The 16,294-nt window shown below is 63.2% G+C and carries 14 protein-coding genes and 1 tRNA gene; 6 read left to right on the forward strand and 9 right to left on the reverse strand.

Features of this window, described 5'->3' with window-relative positions; genetic code table 11:
• From UP10_RS22060 to chpT, 3 genes are all read right to left on the reverse strand, one after another.
• On the reverse strand, window positions 1–453 hold a 453-nt coding region (locus UP10_RS22060; RefSeq protein WP_044539230.1), incomplete at its 3' end, for a chemotaxis protein CheW.
• A gap of 12 nt (window positions 454–465) precedes the next feature.
• Complete coding sequence (locus tag UP10_RS22065; protein ID WP_044589378.1) at window positions 466–3,195, reverse strand: hybrid sensor histidine kinase/response regulator; 2,730 nt, start codon at window positions 3,193–3,195, stop codon at window positions 466–468.
• A gap of 189 nt (window positions 3,196–3,384) precedes the next feature.
• A complete protein-coding gene (gene chpT / locus UP10_RS22070; protein WP_044589379.1) occupies window positions 3,385–4,032 on the reverse strand; it encodes a histidine phosphotransferase ChpT in 648 nt (215 codons plus the stop codon).
• A gap of 241 nt (window positions 4,033–4,273) precedes the next feature.
• Here chpT and cysQ point away from each other — a divergent pair, with 241 nt between their 5' ends.
• On the forward strand, window positions 4,274–5,101 hold the full coding sequence (gene cysQ, locus UP10_RS22075; protein ID WP_044589380.1) for a 3'(2'),5'-bisphosphate nucleotidase CysQ: 828 nt from the start codon (window positions 4,274–4,276) through the stop codon (window positions 5,099–5,101).
• An 11-nt stretch (window positions 5,102–5,112) separates the two neighbouring features.
• Here the strand turns inward: cysQ and UP10_RS22080 are convergent, their stop codons facing one another.
• Window positions 5,113–5,577, reverse strand: a complete 465-nt coding sequence (locus UP10_RS22080; RefSeq protein WP_044589381.1) for a YHS domain-containing (seleno)protein — start codon at window positions 5,575–5,577, stop codon at window positions 5,113–5,115.
• A 153-nt stretch (window positions 5,578–5,730) separates the two neighbouring features.
• On the opposite strand from UP10_RS22080, the gene UP10_RS22085 reads away from it, so the two are divergent.
• From UP10_RS22085 to UP10_RS22095, 3 genes are all read left to right on the forward strand, one after another.
• Window positions 5,731–6,336 carry a DUF1134 domain-containing protein gene (locus tag UP10_RS22085; protein WP_044539141.1) on the forward strand — a complete coding sequence of 202 codons (606 nt, stop codon included), beginning with the start codon at window positions 5,731–5,733 and terminating at the stop codon, window positions 6,334–6,336.
• Between the two features lie 140 nt (window positions 6,337–6,476).
• A complete protein-coding gene (locus tag UP10_RS22090; protein ID WP_044589382.1) occupies window positions 6,477–7,760 on the forward strand; it encodes a coiled-coil domain-containing protein in 1,284 nt (427 codons plus the stop codon).
• A 111-nt stretch (window positions 7,761–7,871) separates the two neighbouring features.
• Window positions 7,872–7,946, forward strand: a tRNA-Val gene (locus tag UP10_RS22095).
• Window positions 7,947–8,223: 277 nt separating this feature from the next.
• Here the strand turns inward: UP10_RS22095 and UP10_RS22100 are convergent.
• The 4 genes from UP10_RS22100 to UP10_RS22115 all read right to left on the reverse strand — a co-directional run bounded on the left by UP10_RS22100 (window position 8,224) and on the right by UP10_RS22115 (window position 13,843).
• Window positions 8,224–11,334 carry a multidrug efflux RND transporter permease subunit gene (locus tag UP10_RS22100; RefSeq protein WP_044589383.1) on the reverse strand — a complete coding sequence of 1,037 codons (3,111 nt, stop codon included), beginning with the start codon at window positions 11,332–11,334 and terminating at the stop codon, window positions 8,224–8,226.
• An 11-nt stretch (window positions 11,335–11,345) separates the two neighbouring features.
• Window positions 11,346–12,527, reverse strand: coding sequence for an efflux RND transporter periplasmic adaptor subunit (locus UP10_RS22105; protein WP_044589384.1), 1,182 nt, complete (start codon window positions 12,525–12,527; stop codon window positions 11,346–11,348).
• A gap of 51 nt (window positions 12,528–12,578) precedes the next feature.
• Window positions 12,579–13,520: an SDR family NAD(P)-dependent oxidoreductase gene (locus UP10_RS22110; RefSeq protein ID WP_050043779.1), complete on the reverse strand. Its 942-nt coding sequence runs from the start codon at window positions 13,518–13,520 to the stop codon at window positions 12,579–12,581.
• Between the two features lie 86 nt (window positions 13,521–13,606).
• On the reverse strand, window positions 13,607–13,843 hold the full coding sequence (locus tag UP10_RS22115; protein ID WP_044589386.1) for a DUF2798 domain-containing protein: 237 nt from the start codon (window positions 13,841–13,843) through the stop codon (window positions 13,607–13,609).
• 71 nt (window positions 13,844–13,914) lie between these two features.
• Here UP10_RS22115 and UP10_RS22120 point away from each other — a divergent pair, with 71 nt between their 5' ends.
• Complete coding sequence (locus tag UP10_RS22120) at window positions 13,915–14,466, forward strand: TetR family transcriptional regulator (RefSeq protein WP_082077217.1); 552 nt, start codon at window positions 13,915–13,917, stop codon at window positions 14,464–14,466.
• 210 nt (window positions 14,467–14,676) lie between these two features.
• Here the strand turns inward: UP10_RS22120 and UP10_RS22125 are convergent, their stop codons facing one another.
• Window positions 14,677–15,264 (reverse strand): TetR/AcrR family transcriptional regulator, encoded by a 588-nt coding sequence (locus tag UP10_RS22125; protein WP_044589388.1) that lies wholly within the window; start codon window positions 15,262–15,264, stop codon window positions 14,677–14,679.
• 79 nt (window positions 15,265–15,343) lie between these two features.
• Between UP10_RS22125 and UP10_RS22130 the strand changes: the two genes are divergently transcribed.
• Window positions 15,344–16,240 carry an SDR family oxidoreductase gene (locus tag UP10_RS22130; protein WP_044589389.1) on the forward strand — a complete coding sequence of 299 codons (897 nt, stop codon included), beginning with the start codon at window positions 15,344–15,346 and terminating at the stop codon, window positions 16,238–16,240.
• Window positions 16,241–16,294: the final 54 nt, after the last annotated feature.

The following is a 16,294-nucleotide window of genomic DNA, read 5'->3' on the forward strand; positions in this document are numbered from 1 at the left end:
GGGCATCAATTCGAGTACGCGATCGACGTCGAGGACGACCATGAGCTGACCGTCGAGGCGGTGGACCCCGCCGGCGAGCTTGGCCATGCGGGGATCGAGGTTGACGGGGTTTTCCTCGCAGCCGTCGTCGGGCAGCCGCAGCACCTCGCCGATCTGGTCGATCAGGAGGCCATAGGATTCCCCGCGCAGGTCGACACCGACCGCCATCGGCGGCTTGCCGTCATCGGCCTTCGGCAGCCCGAGCCGGGCGCGCATGTCGACCACGGTGACGATGCGGCCGCGCAGATTGAGCACGCCGGCGATCTCGGCGGATGACAGCGGCACCCGCGTCAGCCGCTCCGGCATGAACACGTCCTGCACCCGCGAGATCGGCAGCCCGAACAGCTGGCCGCCGATCACGGCGGTGACGTATTCGACCATCGCGCCTTCGCTTGTCTCGGTCTTGCTGGTCATCATGACAGTTCCTTAAGCCGCCCGGCGCAGTTCGGCGGTCTGTTCCTTCAGCGCCGCGATCAGGCCGGGACGGTCGAACTTGGCGACATAATCGTGGAAGCCGGCCTGCCGGCCGCGCTCGATCGCCGCCGGCGACACCATCGCCGACAGCGCGATGATCGGCAGCCCGGTCAGATTGTTGTCGGAACGGATGCTTTCGGCGAACTCGAAGCCGTTCATCTCGGGCATCTCGATGTCGGTCAGCACGACGTCGAAGGCCTGCCCCGAACGCAGCACGGCAAGCCCCTCCTGCGCGTTCGGCGCGGTCCGCACCTTGTAGCCGGCGGCCTTCAGCACCGGCGCCAGCATGTTGCGGAAGAAGGCACTGTCATCGACCAGCAGCACGGATTGCGAACTTGCCGAGGGGCGCATCTCCTTGCGCGAGAACCAGTCGGCAAACGCCATCGGCAGGAAGTGGCCGACGTCGATCACCTCGGTGGCCTGGCCCTTGATCACGGCCGAGCCGAGGATACCCTCCTGCGAGCCCGCGACCTCGATGTTGAGCCGCTCCTCGACGATGTCGATGATCTCGTCGACCACCAGCCCCATCGAGCGGCCGTCGTCGGCGAACACCAGGATCGGCTGCGCACCTTGCGTCTGCACATTGACGCCGGCCATCTGCACCAGCGGCATCAGCTGCTCGCGGTACTGCACCATGTAGCGACCGTTCGAGAGTTCGATCTTGTCGGTTGCGATCTCCTCCAGCCGGGTGACGAGGCCGAGCGGCACCGCCTTGGGCTGGCTGGAGCCGGCACGGAACACCAACAGCGAGGTCAGTTGCTCGCCGGACGAGGCATGGGCCGAGGCGCTGTCGTCGGCCATGTCATGGGCCGAGGAGCCGGAGGCGCCGAGCGCTTTGGCGATGCCGTTGGGGTCGATGATCATGATCACGGCGCCATCGCCCAGGATGGTGTTGCCGGAGAACATGTCGATGTGGCGCAGCTTCGTGGACATCGGCTTGACCACGATCTCCTCGGTGTGGAACACGCCGTCGACCACGATGCCAAAGGTCTGGCTGCCGACCTGCGTCACCACGATGAAGCCGTTCTCGGGATCGGAGGTCGCGCCGTCGTCGATCTTCAGGAGCTTCTTGAGGTGGATCAGCGGCAGCAGCTTGTTGCGCAGCCGCAACACCGCGGTGTCCTTGATCCGCTCGATGCGGTGCTCGGAGTTGGCCCGCGCCCGCACCAGCTCGACCACGGCGAGCTGCGGGATCGCAAAGCGGTCACCGCCGGCTTCCACGATCAGGGCGGAGACGATCGCGAGCGTCAGCGGGATCTTGATGGTGACGGAGGCGCCCTCGCCGGCCACGCTCTTGATGTCGATGGTGCCGCCGATCTGGTCGATATTGGTGCGGACCACGTCCATGCCGACGCCGCGGCCGGAGACCGAGGTGATGGCGGCGGCAGTCGAGAAGCCCGGCGCGAAGATGAACTTGTGGATCTGCGCCTCGGTCATCTTCTCCAGTTCAGCCTCGGTGACGAGACCGTTCTGGACTGCCTTGGCCTTGATCCGCTCGGTGTTGAGCCCGCGGCCATTGTCGGCGATGCAGATGATGATGTGGCCGCCCTCGTGATAGGCAGAGAGCCGGATGGTGCCCTGCTCGCCCTTGCCGGCGGCGACCCGCTCGGCCGTGGTCTCCAGGCCGTGGTCGGCGGAGTTGCGCACCATGTGCGTCAACGGATCCTTGATCAGGTCGAGCACCTGGCGGTCGAGCTCGGTGTCGGCGCCGTGCATCTCCAGCTCGATCTGCTTGCCGAGTTCGCCGGAGAGGTCGCGGACGATGCGGGGCAGCTTCTGCCAGGCGTTGCCAATCGGCTGCATCCGCGTCTTCATGACGCCTTCCTGCAGCTCGGCGGTGACGTTGGACAGACGCTGCAGCGGCACCTTGAACTCGGTGTCCTCGTTGCGGCGGGAGATCTCCAGCAGCTGGTTGCGGGTCAGGACCAGCTCGGAGACCATGGTCATGAGATGTTCGAGGGTGTCGACGTTGACCCGGATCGACTGGTTGGCGATCTTGTCGCCTTCCGGGACGTCGCCCTCGGCGGCAGCCGCCTTGCGGGCCGGCTTCTTCGCGACCTCGGCGGGCTCGGCTGCGGCAACCGCAGCAACCGCAGGCGCGGCGGGTTTGGCGACAGGCGCGGGGACGACCACTTCGGGCGCGGTCTCGCGGAAAGCGCGTTCGAGTTCGTCGAGCGAGACCTCGCCGGGGCGCAACGGACGCTCCAGCGTCTGCACCACCAGCGTGCCTTCGGACATCGCCGGCTGCACGGGAGGTGCGGCGACCTCAGGCATTTCTTCAGCTGCAGCAGCGGCCATGGCGGCCATGCCGCGCTCGACCATGGCTTCCAATTGATCGATCAGATCGCGGTCGTCGCCTTCAGGCTCGGCCTCGGTGGCCTCGAGCCCTGCCAGGATCTCCTTGATGCGGTCGATCGAGGACAGGATCAGTGTCACGGCCTCAGCCTTGACCGGCATGCCGTCGCGGAATTTACCCATCAGGGTCTCGCCGGCATGCGCCAGCGCTTCCAGCCGCGGCAGGCCGAGGAAGCCGCAGGTCCCCTTGATGGTGTGCACCAGGCGGAAGATGTTATCGAGAATCTTCGCGTTGTTGGGGTCCTGCTCGAACCGAACCAACTGGTTGTCGACCGTGTCGAGGCTCTCGCCGGTTTCGGTCAAGAACTCCCGCAACAAATCATCCATGAAACTGGCCTCGAACGCGGTGGCGCGCGATATCGCAGCGCCTGACGGAACCGCGCCAGCTTCTCCGCAAACCGTTTAATATTGGTTGAGCAAATGGAAAAGAACGGGATCAACAAAGAGATAAGGCCGCGCGATCGGATCGCGCGGCCTGTGGTAACCGTTGATTAACGATGTTGCCCGCCGCCGCGTTCAGACCGCGGCGATGATCACCTTGTCGCCCTCGAGCGTGAGCGTCACCTTCAGACCGCAAGCTTCCGCCAACAGACGCGTGTAGTGCGGCTGCACCGCATGCGCATCGACTGAATTGGACGAATTCGCGCTGAGCAGGTCGACGATGTTCTGCGGCACGCGGGCATTGAGACCGGCGGCCGTGATGCGGAAATTGATGGCTTCGCCCTCGCCGACCGGATCGATGATGAGCGTGCCGCCACGCGGGATCGTCTGCTGCGCGATGACCAGCATGTTCAGCAGCAGCTTGACGCGATTCTTGGGCAGCAACAGCCGCGGCAAATTCCACGTCAGCGTAACCTTGCCGTCCTCGATATGCCCCTTCGCCATATTTTGCGCGTCGCCAAGATCGATCTGCGCGCCGGCGGAACCAGCCGCACCGAACGCCAGGCGGCAGAACTGCAGCCGCGCCGAGGCGGTTTTGGCGCTCTTGCGGATCAGGTCGAGGGCGAACTCGCGATCATCAGGCTTGGGATTGTCGTCAAGGACCTCAAGCCCATTGACGATTGCACCAACCGGGCTGATGAGATCGTGACAGACCCGCGAGCACAACAGCGCCGCAAGTTCGAGCGCATCGGGAGCGGGACCGGGAGACGAAGTGCCAGACATAAATTGTTCCTGGAAAGCCGCACGCCGCGGGAGGGGTGCGAATCACGCATGCCTGTTGGCTTGATACACCGCGCAGACGCATGCTGCCAGCTTGCGGCGGGACTGATAAAGCATGATCCGGAAAAGTGGAAACCGGTTTTCCGAAAAGATCATGCTCAAACAAGGACATGAGATCATGATGCGATGCCTTGTCATCGCATCATGATCTCAGGGAGAGACGAACAGGATATGAGACCCGCTCATGAATGAGGCACAATCGCCCGCCATCGGCTGCGATGCCGCCGCGACGCTGCTCGAACCGCTGACCGAACTGGTGATTCGGGCCGGCGAGGCGATCCTCGCGGTCGACCGTTCCACGATGAAAGTCGACGGCAAGGGCGACGGCTCGCCGGTGACGGAGGCCGATCTGGCCGCCGACCACATCATCGTCGAAGGCCTCGCGCGGCTGGAGCCGCGGATATCGCTTCTATCCGAGGAACGCGTCCATCTGGCAAAGCCGCCCTACAAGGACAGTTTTTTCCTGATCGATCCGCTCGACGGCACCAAGGAGTTCGTCGCCGGACGCGACGAGTTCACGGTCAATGTGGCGCTGGTCACGCACGGCGCGCCGCTGCTCGGCATCGTCGCAGCACCCGCGCTCGGTTTGATCTGGCGCGGCATCGTCGGCCAGGGCGCCGAGCGGCTGACGCTGCGTGACGGCGTGGTCGCAGAGGCGACACCAATCAAGACTCGCCCGTGTCCGCCGCGCGGCGCGCCATGGATGGTTGCGGTCAGCCGCTCGCACGGCGACGAGCGCACCGAAGCCTTCATTGCCGGCCGCGGCGGCGCGATCCGCTCGATGCTGGGTTCGGCGGTCAAGTTCGGCCGGGTCGCCGAGGGACAGGTCGATATCTATCCTCGCCTCTCGCCGACCTCCGAATGGGACGTCGCCGCCGGTCATGCGGTCGTCGTCGCGGCCGGCGGCAAGGTGACGGACTCACACGGCCGTCAGCTGCATTTCGGGCTGGGCCGCGAGGACTTTCTGGTGCCGGAGTTTATCGCCTGGGGCGACCCGGCCGCGGCGTCCTGATTTATTGCGATTTATTGCGCGAGATTCGCCGCGAGTTCCGGCCAGCGCGCCACCGCATCCTTCAGGAAGCGCGCCGGATCGGCGGCAAAGGCGTCGCGGCTCTTTTCGCGATTGAAGAGATAGAGCCTGTTGCCGGCAACCACCCAGAACCGCGGATTGCCTGCGCAGGTCACCCCACGCACCAGGTCGGTCGGATCGTAGCCGCCGAACTGAGGACCATAGATATCCGGATGGGAAACGAACGAGGCGCGGTTGCCCTCGTTGCGGAACCGCCAGACCGCGCCGCTTTCAGCGGCCTCGAATTCCGGTCGTCCCAGGGAGGCCGCGGCGTCCGTGAAATAGGCGACAGGATCGAACCCCTCGATCGCGAGGCCGGAATATCGGTTCGTCACCACCCGCTCGGTTGTAGAGGCCTGGACCGAGAGAGACGGCCAGCTAGCCGCCAAAATGCCCGCCAAGAGGCCGAAAAAGGCCATTCCGCGGCACCAACCGTATCTTTCCTGCCGCTCTGCCGTCATAGTTGGTGCCGATAACATCCGAGTCGAGGGGACACTGGGCGCAACCTAGAGCCGTGCGTGTTGGCATCAGGTTAAAGGGCAGCGCCCGGATTTCGATAGCAGGGGTTCTTTATGACTTTCGCATCACGCCTTGCCGCGGTCGCGTTCGCCGCGCTGATGTGCTGGACCGCGCAGGCGTCCGCACAGCAGCCCGCGCCGCCGCAATACCCGCCGCCCCAGCGTGAACCGAGTCCGAGCACATACGGGCCCGAGGAACTGGTCGGCGCCGGACACAAGTTCTTCGGCAACGTCTCGCGCGGATTGGCCTCGGTCATCGAGCGCGCGGTCAGCCAATGGGGTCTGCCCAACGGCTATGTGCTGGGCGAGGAAGGCTCCGGCGCCTTTGTCGCCGGCCTGCGCTACGGCGAAGGCACGCTCTATACCAAGAACGCCGGCGACCTCAGGGTCTACTGGCAGGGGCCCTCGGTCGGCTTCGACTGGGGCGGCGACGGCGCGCGCACCATGACGCTGGTCTACAATTTACCCTCCACCAACGCGATCTATCAGCGCTTCGTCGGCATCGACGGCTCTGCCTATATTGTCGGCGGGTTCGGCATGACCGCTCTGACCGCCAACAACATTGTGCTGGTGCCGATCCGCTCCGGTATCGGCTTGCGGCTCGGCGCCAATGTCGGCTATCTCAAATACACCCCCCGCGCGACCTGGAATCCGTTCTAATCCTCGTCTTTGCGGGTGATCTGCCTCGGCCGACACAGCGCGATCAGCGATTCAGGTTAACGCTGCAATGGGCTGGCCTTGGGCCGGCCCGCCGTGGCATTGTGATTAACAAATTCCTTCTTCCGGTGGAGTAACCCTTCATGATCGAACCGATCATGTACGCGGCGATCGGTTTCCTGATCTCGATGCTGTGCGGCCTGATGATCGTGCCGCTGGTGCATAACCGCGCCGTACGGCTGACGACGCGTCGCATGGAGGCGGCGACCCCGCTCTCGATGGCCGAGATCCAGGCTGACAAGGACCAGCTCCGCGCCGAGTTCGCCATGTCGGCGCGCCGGCTCGAGATGAACGTCGACCAGCTCAAGAACAAGACCACGAGCCAGCTCGCCGAGCTCGGCAAGAAGACCGATGCGATCAACCGCATGAAGATCGAGCTTGGCGAGAAGAACGCCGCGATCTTCGCGCTGGAGGCGCGCGAGAAGGCAATCAAGGAGCAGCTTCGCGCCACCGAGGAAGAGTTCGCCGCCAAGACCGGGCTGTTGCGCACCGCCGAGCAGGCGCTGGCCGACAAGCAGACCGAGCTCGGCAAGATCAACACCGAGCTCAACGATCGCTCCATGACGGCCGACAGCCGCCAGATCGAGCTCGTCGCGGTGCGGACCCAGATCGAGGAGTTGAAGGGCCGCGTCGGCGATGCCGAAAAGGAATTCACGGCGACCCAGGCCCGCCTCGCCCAGGAGCGCAGTCAGTCGGAAACCGCGACGCGCGACCTGACCGATGCGCGTGGCCGGGTCGAGAATCTGAGCCAGCGCGTCACCGATCTCGACCGCCAGCTCATCGTCCAGGTCAAGGAAGCCGAGATGCTCGGCAACCGCGTCAACGACCTCGAAGCGCGGCTTGCCACCCAGGGCAAACTGCTGGCCGAGCGTGAATACGAGAACAACCAGCTCAAGCAGGCCAACGACACCGCCGAGCGAACCGCCAAGGAGCTGCGCGAGGAGATCGCCGCGACGAGCGGCGGTAAATCGCCTGCGCTCGAGAAGCTGCGCCAGGAGAAGGCTGCCGCCGAAGAGCAGCTCGGCATCGCGCGTGACGAGCGCGCCAAGCTGCAGCGCGACATCAACGCGATCCAGCAGCAGGCCGAAAGCTCCTGGGCGACCGAGCGCATGGAAAACGCGCTGCTGCGCGAGCGCATCAACGATATCGCCGCCGAGGTGGCAAAACTCGCGATCCAGCTCGAGGGACCGAATTCGGCGATCGAGGCCATGCTGGCGGCTGAACCGACCGTGCCGGCCAAGGCGGCTGCAAAGCCCGCGAATGGTGCTTCTGCGGCCGGCGGCCTGTCCGAGGGCGGCGGCACGCTGGCTGAGCGGATCCGGGCGCTGCAATCCCACGCCTCCCGCGCCCGGCAGCAGGGGGCCTGATATCGACGGTCGTGACTTGACACCCCACCCCGCCACTTCGTAAATCGCGGGCTCTGACGAAGCGCCTTTTCGACCGGCCGCCGACCAGCGGCCCTTGGCACGTCAAATCCCGGACGCATAGCTCAGCGGGAGAGCGTTCCCTTCACACGGGAGAGGTCCAAGGTTCGATCCCTTGTGCGTCCACCATTCAATCTCCTGAACCCTGTCGTGTGCGGACGGTTGTCGACATTCTGGTGCCCTTCGGGACCACCTCTTTAAAAATGTCGAAAACAACCCCATGCAAAGTAGCCGACACAAGCCGGATCAATGGGTTACGCCATTTCCGAACGTGATGGACTCGTCGGGCAGAACACCGGCAGGCGGGCATCGTCCCGGGAGACGTGCCACCGGACGACGACGCCGCGGCTGAGGTTCCCGTTGCATCGTCAGCTCTTAAGGCAAGCGCGTCGATCGACAAACATTTTCATTCCGCCGCGATCGCCGCTTCGACCGGGCGCGGAACGACCTTGCGGGCTCGGCTCCGGCTGAAGCGGTGCAGCGCGAGGTAGACCACCGGCGTCGAGTAGAGCGTGAGGAATTGCGATACCAGCAGGCCGCCGACGATCGCGTATCCGAGCGGCTGGCGGATCTCCGCACCGGTCCCGTGCCCGAGCGCAAGCGGCAGGGCACCGAGCAGCGCCGCGAACGTAGTCATCATGATCGGGCGGAAGCGCCTTAACGCTGCCTGGAAGATCGCATCCTCCGGGTCTATTACTTCCGTCTGCTCGGCATGGATCGCAAAATCGATCATCATGATGGCATTCTTCTTCACGATGCCGATCAAGAGGATGATGCCGATCAGCGCGATGACGCTGAGCTCGAGGTTGAACGCCATCAGGATGAGAAGCGCGCCGACGCCCGCCGAGGGGATGGTCGAAAGGATCGTGATTGGATGGATCAGGCTCTCATAGAGCGCACCCAGGATAATATAAACCGCAATCAGCGCCGCGAGGATCAGGAGAGGCTGGGTCTTAAGCGAATCCTGAAACGCCTGCGCGTTGCCCTCGAAAGTGGTGATCAGGGTGCCCGGGACGTTCAGGTCCCGCTTTGCCTTCTCGATCGCGTCGACGGCCTGTCCGAGCGCGGCACCTGGAGCCAGGTTGAACGACAGCGTAATCGCGGGGAATTGGCCCTGATGGTTGACCGATAGCGACCGCACGGTTCGCTTTTGTTCGACCAGTGCGCTCAGCGGCACCTGCCGCCCGCTGCTGGACGGTACATAGATCAGATCGAGCGCGTTAGGATCGAGCTGGAACTGCGGATCGACCTCGAGGATCACCCAATAACTGTTTTGCTGCGTAAAGAATTGCGCGACCTTGCGCTGTCCGAACGCATCGTAGAGCGTGTCGTCGATCACCTGCGTGGCGACGCCGAGCCGCGATGCCGTATCTCGATTGATTTCGAGCCGCAGCGTCGGACCGGCGATCTGCTGGTCGGTCGCAACGTCGCGCAGCAACGGAATCCCTTGCAAGGTGCGAAGCAGGATCGGCGCCCAGTGATCGAGCTCATCGAGGTCGCTGTCTTGTAGCGTGAATTGATACTGCGTGCGACTCGCACGTCCGCCGACATTGATGTCCTGCGATGCCTGCATGAACAGCGCAATGCCTTGCACGGCCGCAAGTTTCGGCCGCAGCCGGTCGATGATCTGGCTCGCGCTGGCATCGCGCTGGTCGCGCGGCTTGAGATTGATAAACATGCGGGCGTTATTCGTGGTCTGGTTGACGCCTCCGACGCCCACTGCGGACATCACGCCGTCGATACCGGGATCCGCCATCAGGATACGTACCAGTTGCGATTGCCGTTCCAGCATGGCCGGATAGGAAACGTCCTGCGAGGATTCTGATACGGCGACGATGAATCCAGTGTCCTGCTGCGGAAAGAAGCCCTTCGGGATCAGCACATAGAGATAGCCGGTCAGGATGATGGTCGCGATTGTCGCCGTCAGCGTGAGCCGCTGGTGACGCAGCACCCAACGCAGACCGGATTCGTAAAACGCGAGCATGCCATCGAAGAACTTCTCGCTGAGAACATAAAGCCGGCCGCGCCGTTTATGTTTGTCGTCCTGCAATAGTTGCGCGCACATCATCGGCGTCAGCGTCAGCGAGATGACGGCCGACACCATGATCGCCACGCTCACCGTGACGGCAAATTCGCGGAACAGCCGGCCGATGATACCGCCCATCAGCAATACCGGAATGAACACCGCGATCAACGACAGGCTCATCGAGATGATCGTGAAGCCGATTTCGCGCGAACCCTTCAGCGCCGCCGCAAGCGGCGAGTATCCCTGTTCCAGGTAGCGCGCCACATTCTCGACCATCACGATGGCGTCGTCGACGACGAAGCCCGTCGCGATCGTCAATGCCATCAGCGAAAGGTTATCGAGGCTGTAGCCGAGCACATACATCACCGCAAATGTGCCGACCAGCGACAGCGGAACAGTGATGCCGGGGATCACCGTGGCCCACGCGTTGCGCAAAAACAGGAAGATCACCATCACCACGAGCGCGATGGTGAGCATCAGCGTGAATTGAACCTCTTCGACCGAGGCGCGAATGGTCTGGGTGCGATCGGTGACGATATGGATATCGATAGCGGACGGGATCGAGGCCTTCAGTCTCGGCAACGCCGCTTTGATGTGGTCGGCGGTGTTGATGACGTTGGCACCGGGTTGCCGCTGAATGATGAGTATGGCCGACGGCTGTCCGTTATAGGTCCCGGACCCGCGAATATTTTCGGCGCCATCCACCACAGTGCCGACGTCGCCGAGCCGGACGGGCGAGCCGTTGCGCCAGGTGACGATAACCGGCCGATAGCTCGCCGCATTGAACAGCTGATCGTTGCTCTCGAGCGTAACGCCCTGCCGCTCGCCGTTCAGCGTGCCCTTGGGGGCGTTGAGGGTGGCGGTCGCGATCGCCGACCGCAGATCTTCAAGGCTCAGGCCGCGACCAGCGAGTTCAAGCGGGTTGGCTTCGACGCGCACAGCGGGCTTTTGCGCGCCGGCGATCAGCACGGCGGCGACGCCATCGACCTGGGAGAGTTGCTGCGCAAAAATGTTATCGGCAAAGTCGCTGACCGTCGTCATCGGCAGGGTGTCCGAGGTCATCGCCAGCACCATCACCGGCGCATCCGACGGATTGGTTTTTCGATAGGTCGGCGGTGACGGTAAATTCTTTGGCAATTGCCCGCCGGCGGCGTTGATCGCGGCCTGCACGTCCTGACCGGCGGCGTCGATGTTACGGGCCAGGTCGAACTGGATCGAAATCACCGATATTCCGATGCCACTCACGGAGGTGAGCTGGGATACGCCCGACATCTGCGCCAACTGCCGTTCCAGCGGGCTTGCGACCGAGGAGGCCATCGTCTCCGGGCTCGTGCCTGGCAACTGGGCCGTCACCTGAATGGTGGGAAAGTCGACCTGCGGCAGCGGCGCGACCGGCAACAGCAGGTAGGCGACGAGGCCGACCATTGCGAGACCCGACATCGCCAGCGCGGTTGCGATCGGCCGTCGGATAAAGGGCTCGGAGATATTCATCGCGCGCCGCCTTACTCTCGGCCTTGTGCAGTGGAGGCGGTACGCTCCCTCGCGGCAGCCGACGGCGTGGCCGTGGTCACGATGCGTGCGCCGGGCCGGAGCTTGTAGTGACCGTCGACGACGACGGTTTCACCGGCAGCGAGGCCACCCTCGATCAGCGCCTCGCCGTTGCGACTGGCAACGATCCGCACCGGGTGAGGCTCCACCTTGGAATCCTCCCCGACGACGAAGGCGTAGCTTCCGTTCGGTCCCGATTGCAGCGCGGATTCCGGCACGACCGGCCCGCGGCGGACGCTGAGAAGCAGGCGGGCACTGACGAATTGGCCGGGCCAAAGCCGGCCGTCAAGATTTTGAAAGATCGCCTTGAGCCGGATCGAACCTGTGCCTTGATCGATCTGATTGTCGATCAGCTCGAGACGGCCATCAGCAAGCTTGATGCGGTCGTCCTGATCATACGCCGATACTGCAAGCGTCTTGCCCTGCATCGCCTCGATGATCTCCGGGAGATGTTTCTGCGGCAAGGTGAAAATTACGCTGATCGGCGCCAGTTGCGTGACAACGACAAGTCCGCCGGAATCGGAGGCATGAACGATGTTGCCTTGATCGATCAGGCGGATGCCGGTACGGCCGGCGAGTGGTGAGACGATCGTCGTATACCCCAGCTGCACGTGCGCATTGTCGATCACCGCCTGATCATGCGCGATCGCGGCTTGATACTGCGCGACCAGAGCTTGCTGGGTGTCGACGCTCTGGCGGGTGGCATACTCCTTCACCACGAGCTTGCTGTAACGCTCCAGATCAAGCTTGGCATTGGTGAGCAGCGCTTCGTCGCGCGCCTTGTCGGCCTCAGCTTGATGCAGTTGCGCCTCATAAGGGCGCGGATCGATCTGCGCCATCACATCGCCGACCTGTACATCCTGGCCTTCGCGAAAGGCGATCTTCTGCACCTCGCCATCGACGCGCACTTTCAGGGTCACGGTATTGTAGGCCTGGACCGTGCCGAGTCCGACGCGCGAAATCGCGAATTCCTGGACCTTCACCACACCGGTCGTCACCGGCACGGGCCGGGCAGCCGGAGTATTCGCGGCTGGTTTCATGACAGCGGACGGAATGCCCTCGCGCCATAGATAAATGCCGGACACCGCAACCACGGCTGCAGATAGGCCCGCAATCCATAATTTGGGGAAGCTCATCCTGGTGTTCCTGTCATGGGAAGGGCCGACGTGCTCGATGGCGTTCAGTTTTTATCCGCCCGCTGGCGTCGGCTCACGCCGCTCGAATTCAGCGGCATGGAGCTTCACGAAGTCGTGCATGCTCGTCGGTGCTTCGCCGGTGAGCTTGCGCATGATGTCCGTCATGCGGTCGTAACGACCCTGCCTGTTCAACTCGGTTATGGCCGAGAGATGGTTGACGGCGTGCTCAGGAAACCCCGCCCGCCGAAGGCCTTCGCTCCACGCCGGGAGTGGGACGTCTCGATATCGGATGGGCCTGCCGAGCGCCTCGGAGAATGCGCGCGCATAGTGCTCCAGATCGGCGGATTCCGGCCCCGTCAGATCGTAGATTTGTCCGATATGGGATGCGGGGTCGTCGAGGATAACAGCTACCGCACGCGCGACGTCGACCGCCGAGATCGGCGAGGTCTTGCCGCCGCCCATCGGCAGCGCCAACTCGTCGGAGGCCCGCACGCCAACAGCGGCGAGCATAAGAAAGAAACCCTCGAGGAAGACTGTCGGCCGTACCGTGACGACCGGCAGTCCCGACCAGGACAGAGCCTGCTCCGCCAGCCAGTGCAGCTTGTGCTGCGGGCTGCTGGTGGTCTCGCTGATGCTCATCTGCGTAACCGTCATCTGCGACATGTTCACGAAGGCCTCGACGCCGTGGTGGCGCGCGACCGCGGCGGTGTTGATCGTTGCTTCCAGGTATGCCGCCGATACGGACATTCCAAAATAGATGCGCCTGCAACCTTCGATGGCGCGGTGCATCGAGGCAAGGTCCGTCAGATCGCCCTGTACGACCTCTGCGCCGAGCCGCCGTAGGGCGTCGGCACGCTGGTCCTCACGCCGAACCAGGGCGCGCACCTTGTGCCCCTTTGCGAGAAGGAACTCGGTCAGGTTGCGGCCGATGCCGCCAACCGCGCCAGCTGCTCCGGTCACGAGAATCGGGTTGTCGTGTTTATGTTTCGTCATCATATGGCTAACCTTGGGTTGCGTTTTAAAAGAGGAACTGGTGGCCGGCTTGCGCCAGGGTTTTCCTTCTGTGCGGCGATCTGACTTCAGCGCGTCGGCAATCCAGCCTGCCGCATGACAAAGCGCTGGATCCGCGGGATGACGATCACCAACATCGGCACGACCACGAGATAGCTCGTTGCAGCGGCCCTCAGCCAGCGCACGGCGAAATCGGGCTGGAAGCCATAGTTCAAGGCAAGACCGACGAACGACATGGTGGTCGAGGTGATCAGGCCGGTGATCAAGGAGATCGCGGGTCCGATCAGTTTCGGGGGAAGGGCCATTTGCTTGCTCCGGGAAACGGGATATTATTTATACGACGTATAACTTATACAATGTAAAAGCAATAGGTCCCATGCCGCGAACTGCCGATCCAGAGCTACCTCACAGGATCTTGAAGGCCGCCGACGCTCTGTGGCAATCGGGGGGCGAGGACGCCGTGACGATCCGTGGCGTGGCTGCAGAAGCAGCCACCACGACGCCGACGGTCTATAGCTACTACGCCGACCGAGAGGCGCTGCTGACGGCGTTGCGCGCGCTCGCCTTTCAGCGCTTCTCGGCCTACTTGCAAAAATCTCGCGATTTCCAGGACGCCTGCGCACGACATCTCGAGTTCGGCACCAGCCACCCCCGCGACTATGAATTGCTCTACGGGCGCGGTTGGATGGAGCGCGTCACAGCGGATGCGCAAGGCAGCGAGATCGCACGATACACCAGCCATCTCGTGCGCGCCGGTGTCGATGAAAGCAGGGCCGCGCACGTCGCCTATCCTGTCATGATGATGCTGCATGGCGTGGTGATGCATCGGCTGTTGAACAAGAAGCCGAGTCCGCTCGGCCGGGTGATTGCTGCATCCTGTCTCGAGGCCTGCATGACGCTGCTCGAAAGCGCGCGGCGCGGGAAATAGCCACCGCAGCGGCCGTCGACGACGCCACCGCGTCGCGACAAAGTTGTTGCCGTTGGCAGCGACTTCACAGAGGGAGGGTTGTGGTCAGGATGAATTGACAGCTCGCCTTGCCGGTTCGACGAGTTCGTCGTGCGGCTCGTCAAACACGCGATCGTACGGGAACGATCTCATTCCAGGAAAGTGAGGTAGAGAACGCCGCCATCTTTCAGGTCATGAATCGCTGAGAAGAGTGCTAGGCCAAACCGACATGGCGACATCAATCATGCGATCGAGCATGCTCGGATCAGCACTCGCTTGCGGGAAGTTCAATACGGCCTGCAGCACACCGAGATAATGCCACGCCATGGCATCGATATCGGTATCTTCGGCCAACTCACCCGCCGCCGCGCCTTCACGCAGAAGGCCTGCCAAAATCTCACGCTGACGTGCCGCTGCTGCCAGCGTGGCGGCCCGTCCTTCTTTGGATAGTGCCGAGATCTCGGCACAGCTTCGCCCGATCAGGCAGCCCGCGGGCCGGGATCTGTCCGGTAAAAACGCACGCAGCAACGCCTTCAATCGCCCGCGCGCGGTATCAGCCTTGGCCGAGGTCATGCGCCGCAAGACACGCTGCGTGTAAGCTTCAAGGGCTTCCTGGAACAAGCCGTCTTTGTCGTGGAATCGCTGGTAGAGGCTGGAACGCGACAAACCCGTAGCCTCCGTCAGATCGCTGACGGCAGCGGCCGCATAGCCGTTGCGCCAGAAAACCTCGATTGCCGCAGCGATCACGGCAATTTCATCGAATTGCGGCTTGCCGCTCATAACACCTCACTTGACATCTTGGAACGATCGTTCCATCTATGTTGTACCGATCGTTCCAAGATACAAGGGTGACTTCGACATGTCCAGGAAAATCCAAACGACACCGCGCAAACCGCGCATTGCCATAGCCGGTGCGACGGGGCGCGTCGGCTCGGCGCTGACCGGCCTTCTTGCTTCCGATCCGGTCGATATCGTCGTGCTGACCCGGCGGCCCGACGCAGCTCAACTGCCTAAGGGTGCCAGCATCGCCACTCTTGATTTCGATCAGCCGCATACGCTTCAGGGCGCGCTTCGTGGGGCCGATCGGCTGTTCATTTCGCACGGCACGTCGCAACAGCAAGTGGCCAACGAGATCGCGTTGATCGACGGCGCCGTCGCTGCTGGCGTCCGCCAAATTGTCAAACTCTCCGCCTTGGGGCCGGCCTCTCGCCTCAATCCTTTTGCCTGGCACATGCAGATCGAGGCACATCTGGCTCATCAGCCGGTGGCGTCCACCGTCCTGCGGCCCTCGGCATATATCGAGATCCTCAAGCGGGCGGCTGGCCAAATCGCCGCCGACTCCTGGGCGGGCGCCGCTGGCGAGGGGCGCGCGAACTTTATCGATACGCGAGACGTCGCCGATGCAGCACGCGTGGCCTTACTCGAGGAATTCAGTCCGGAGTCGCAGCGCGCTTATCATCTGACCGGGCCTCGGGCCTGGACCATGCGGCAGATTGCCGAACACCTATCGACCCTGCTCGGTCGGCGGGTCGCCTACAATCATCGATCGCCTGAGGAACAGCGCGCCGCGCTGTTCGCTGACGGCCTCCCGCCACTGGTCGCCGATTTGCTGGTCGGGCTGGACCAAGTGTTCCGTGAATCCGTTCTTGCAGAGACTACCTCGACTGTCGAGGTGTTGACCGGCAAGCCTCCAAGAACGCTGCAACACTGGCTTGCCGAAAATATCGAGATCTTTCGAAACTCAACCCGGCAGTGAGCAGGGCTGCGATGGAAGCGGCAAGGCTCCCGAATCTCGTGACTCCACCCTTCG

Origin of the sequence: Bradyrhizobium sp. LTSPM299 (genome assembly GCF_000938235.1) — a bacterium.
In the GTDB taxonomy this organism is placed as follows: Bacteria; Pseudomonadota; Alphaproteobacteria; order Rhizobiales; family Xanthobacteraceae; genus Bradyrhizobium.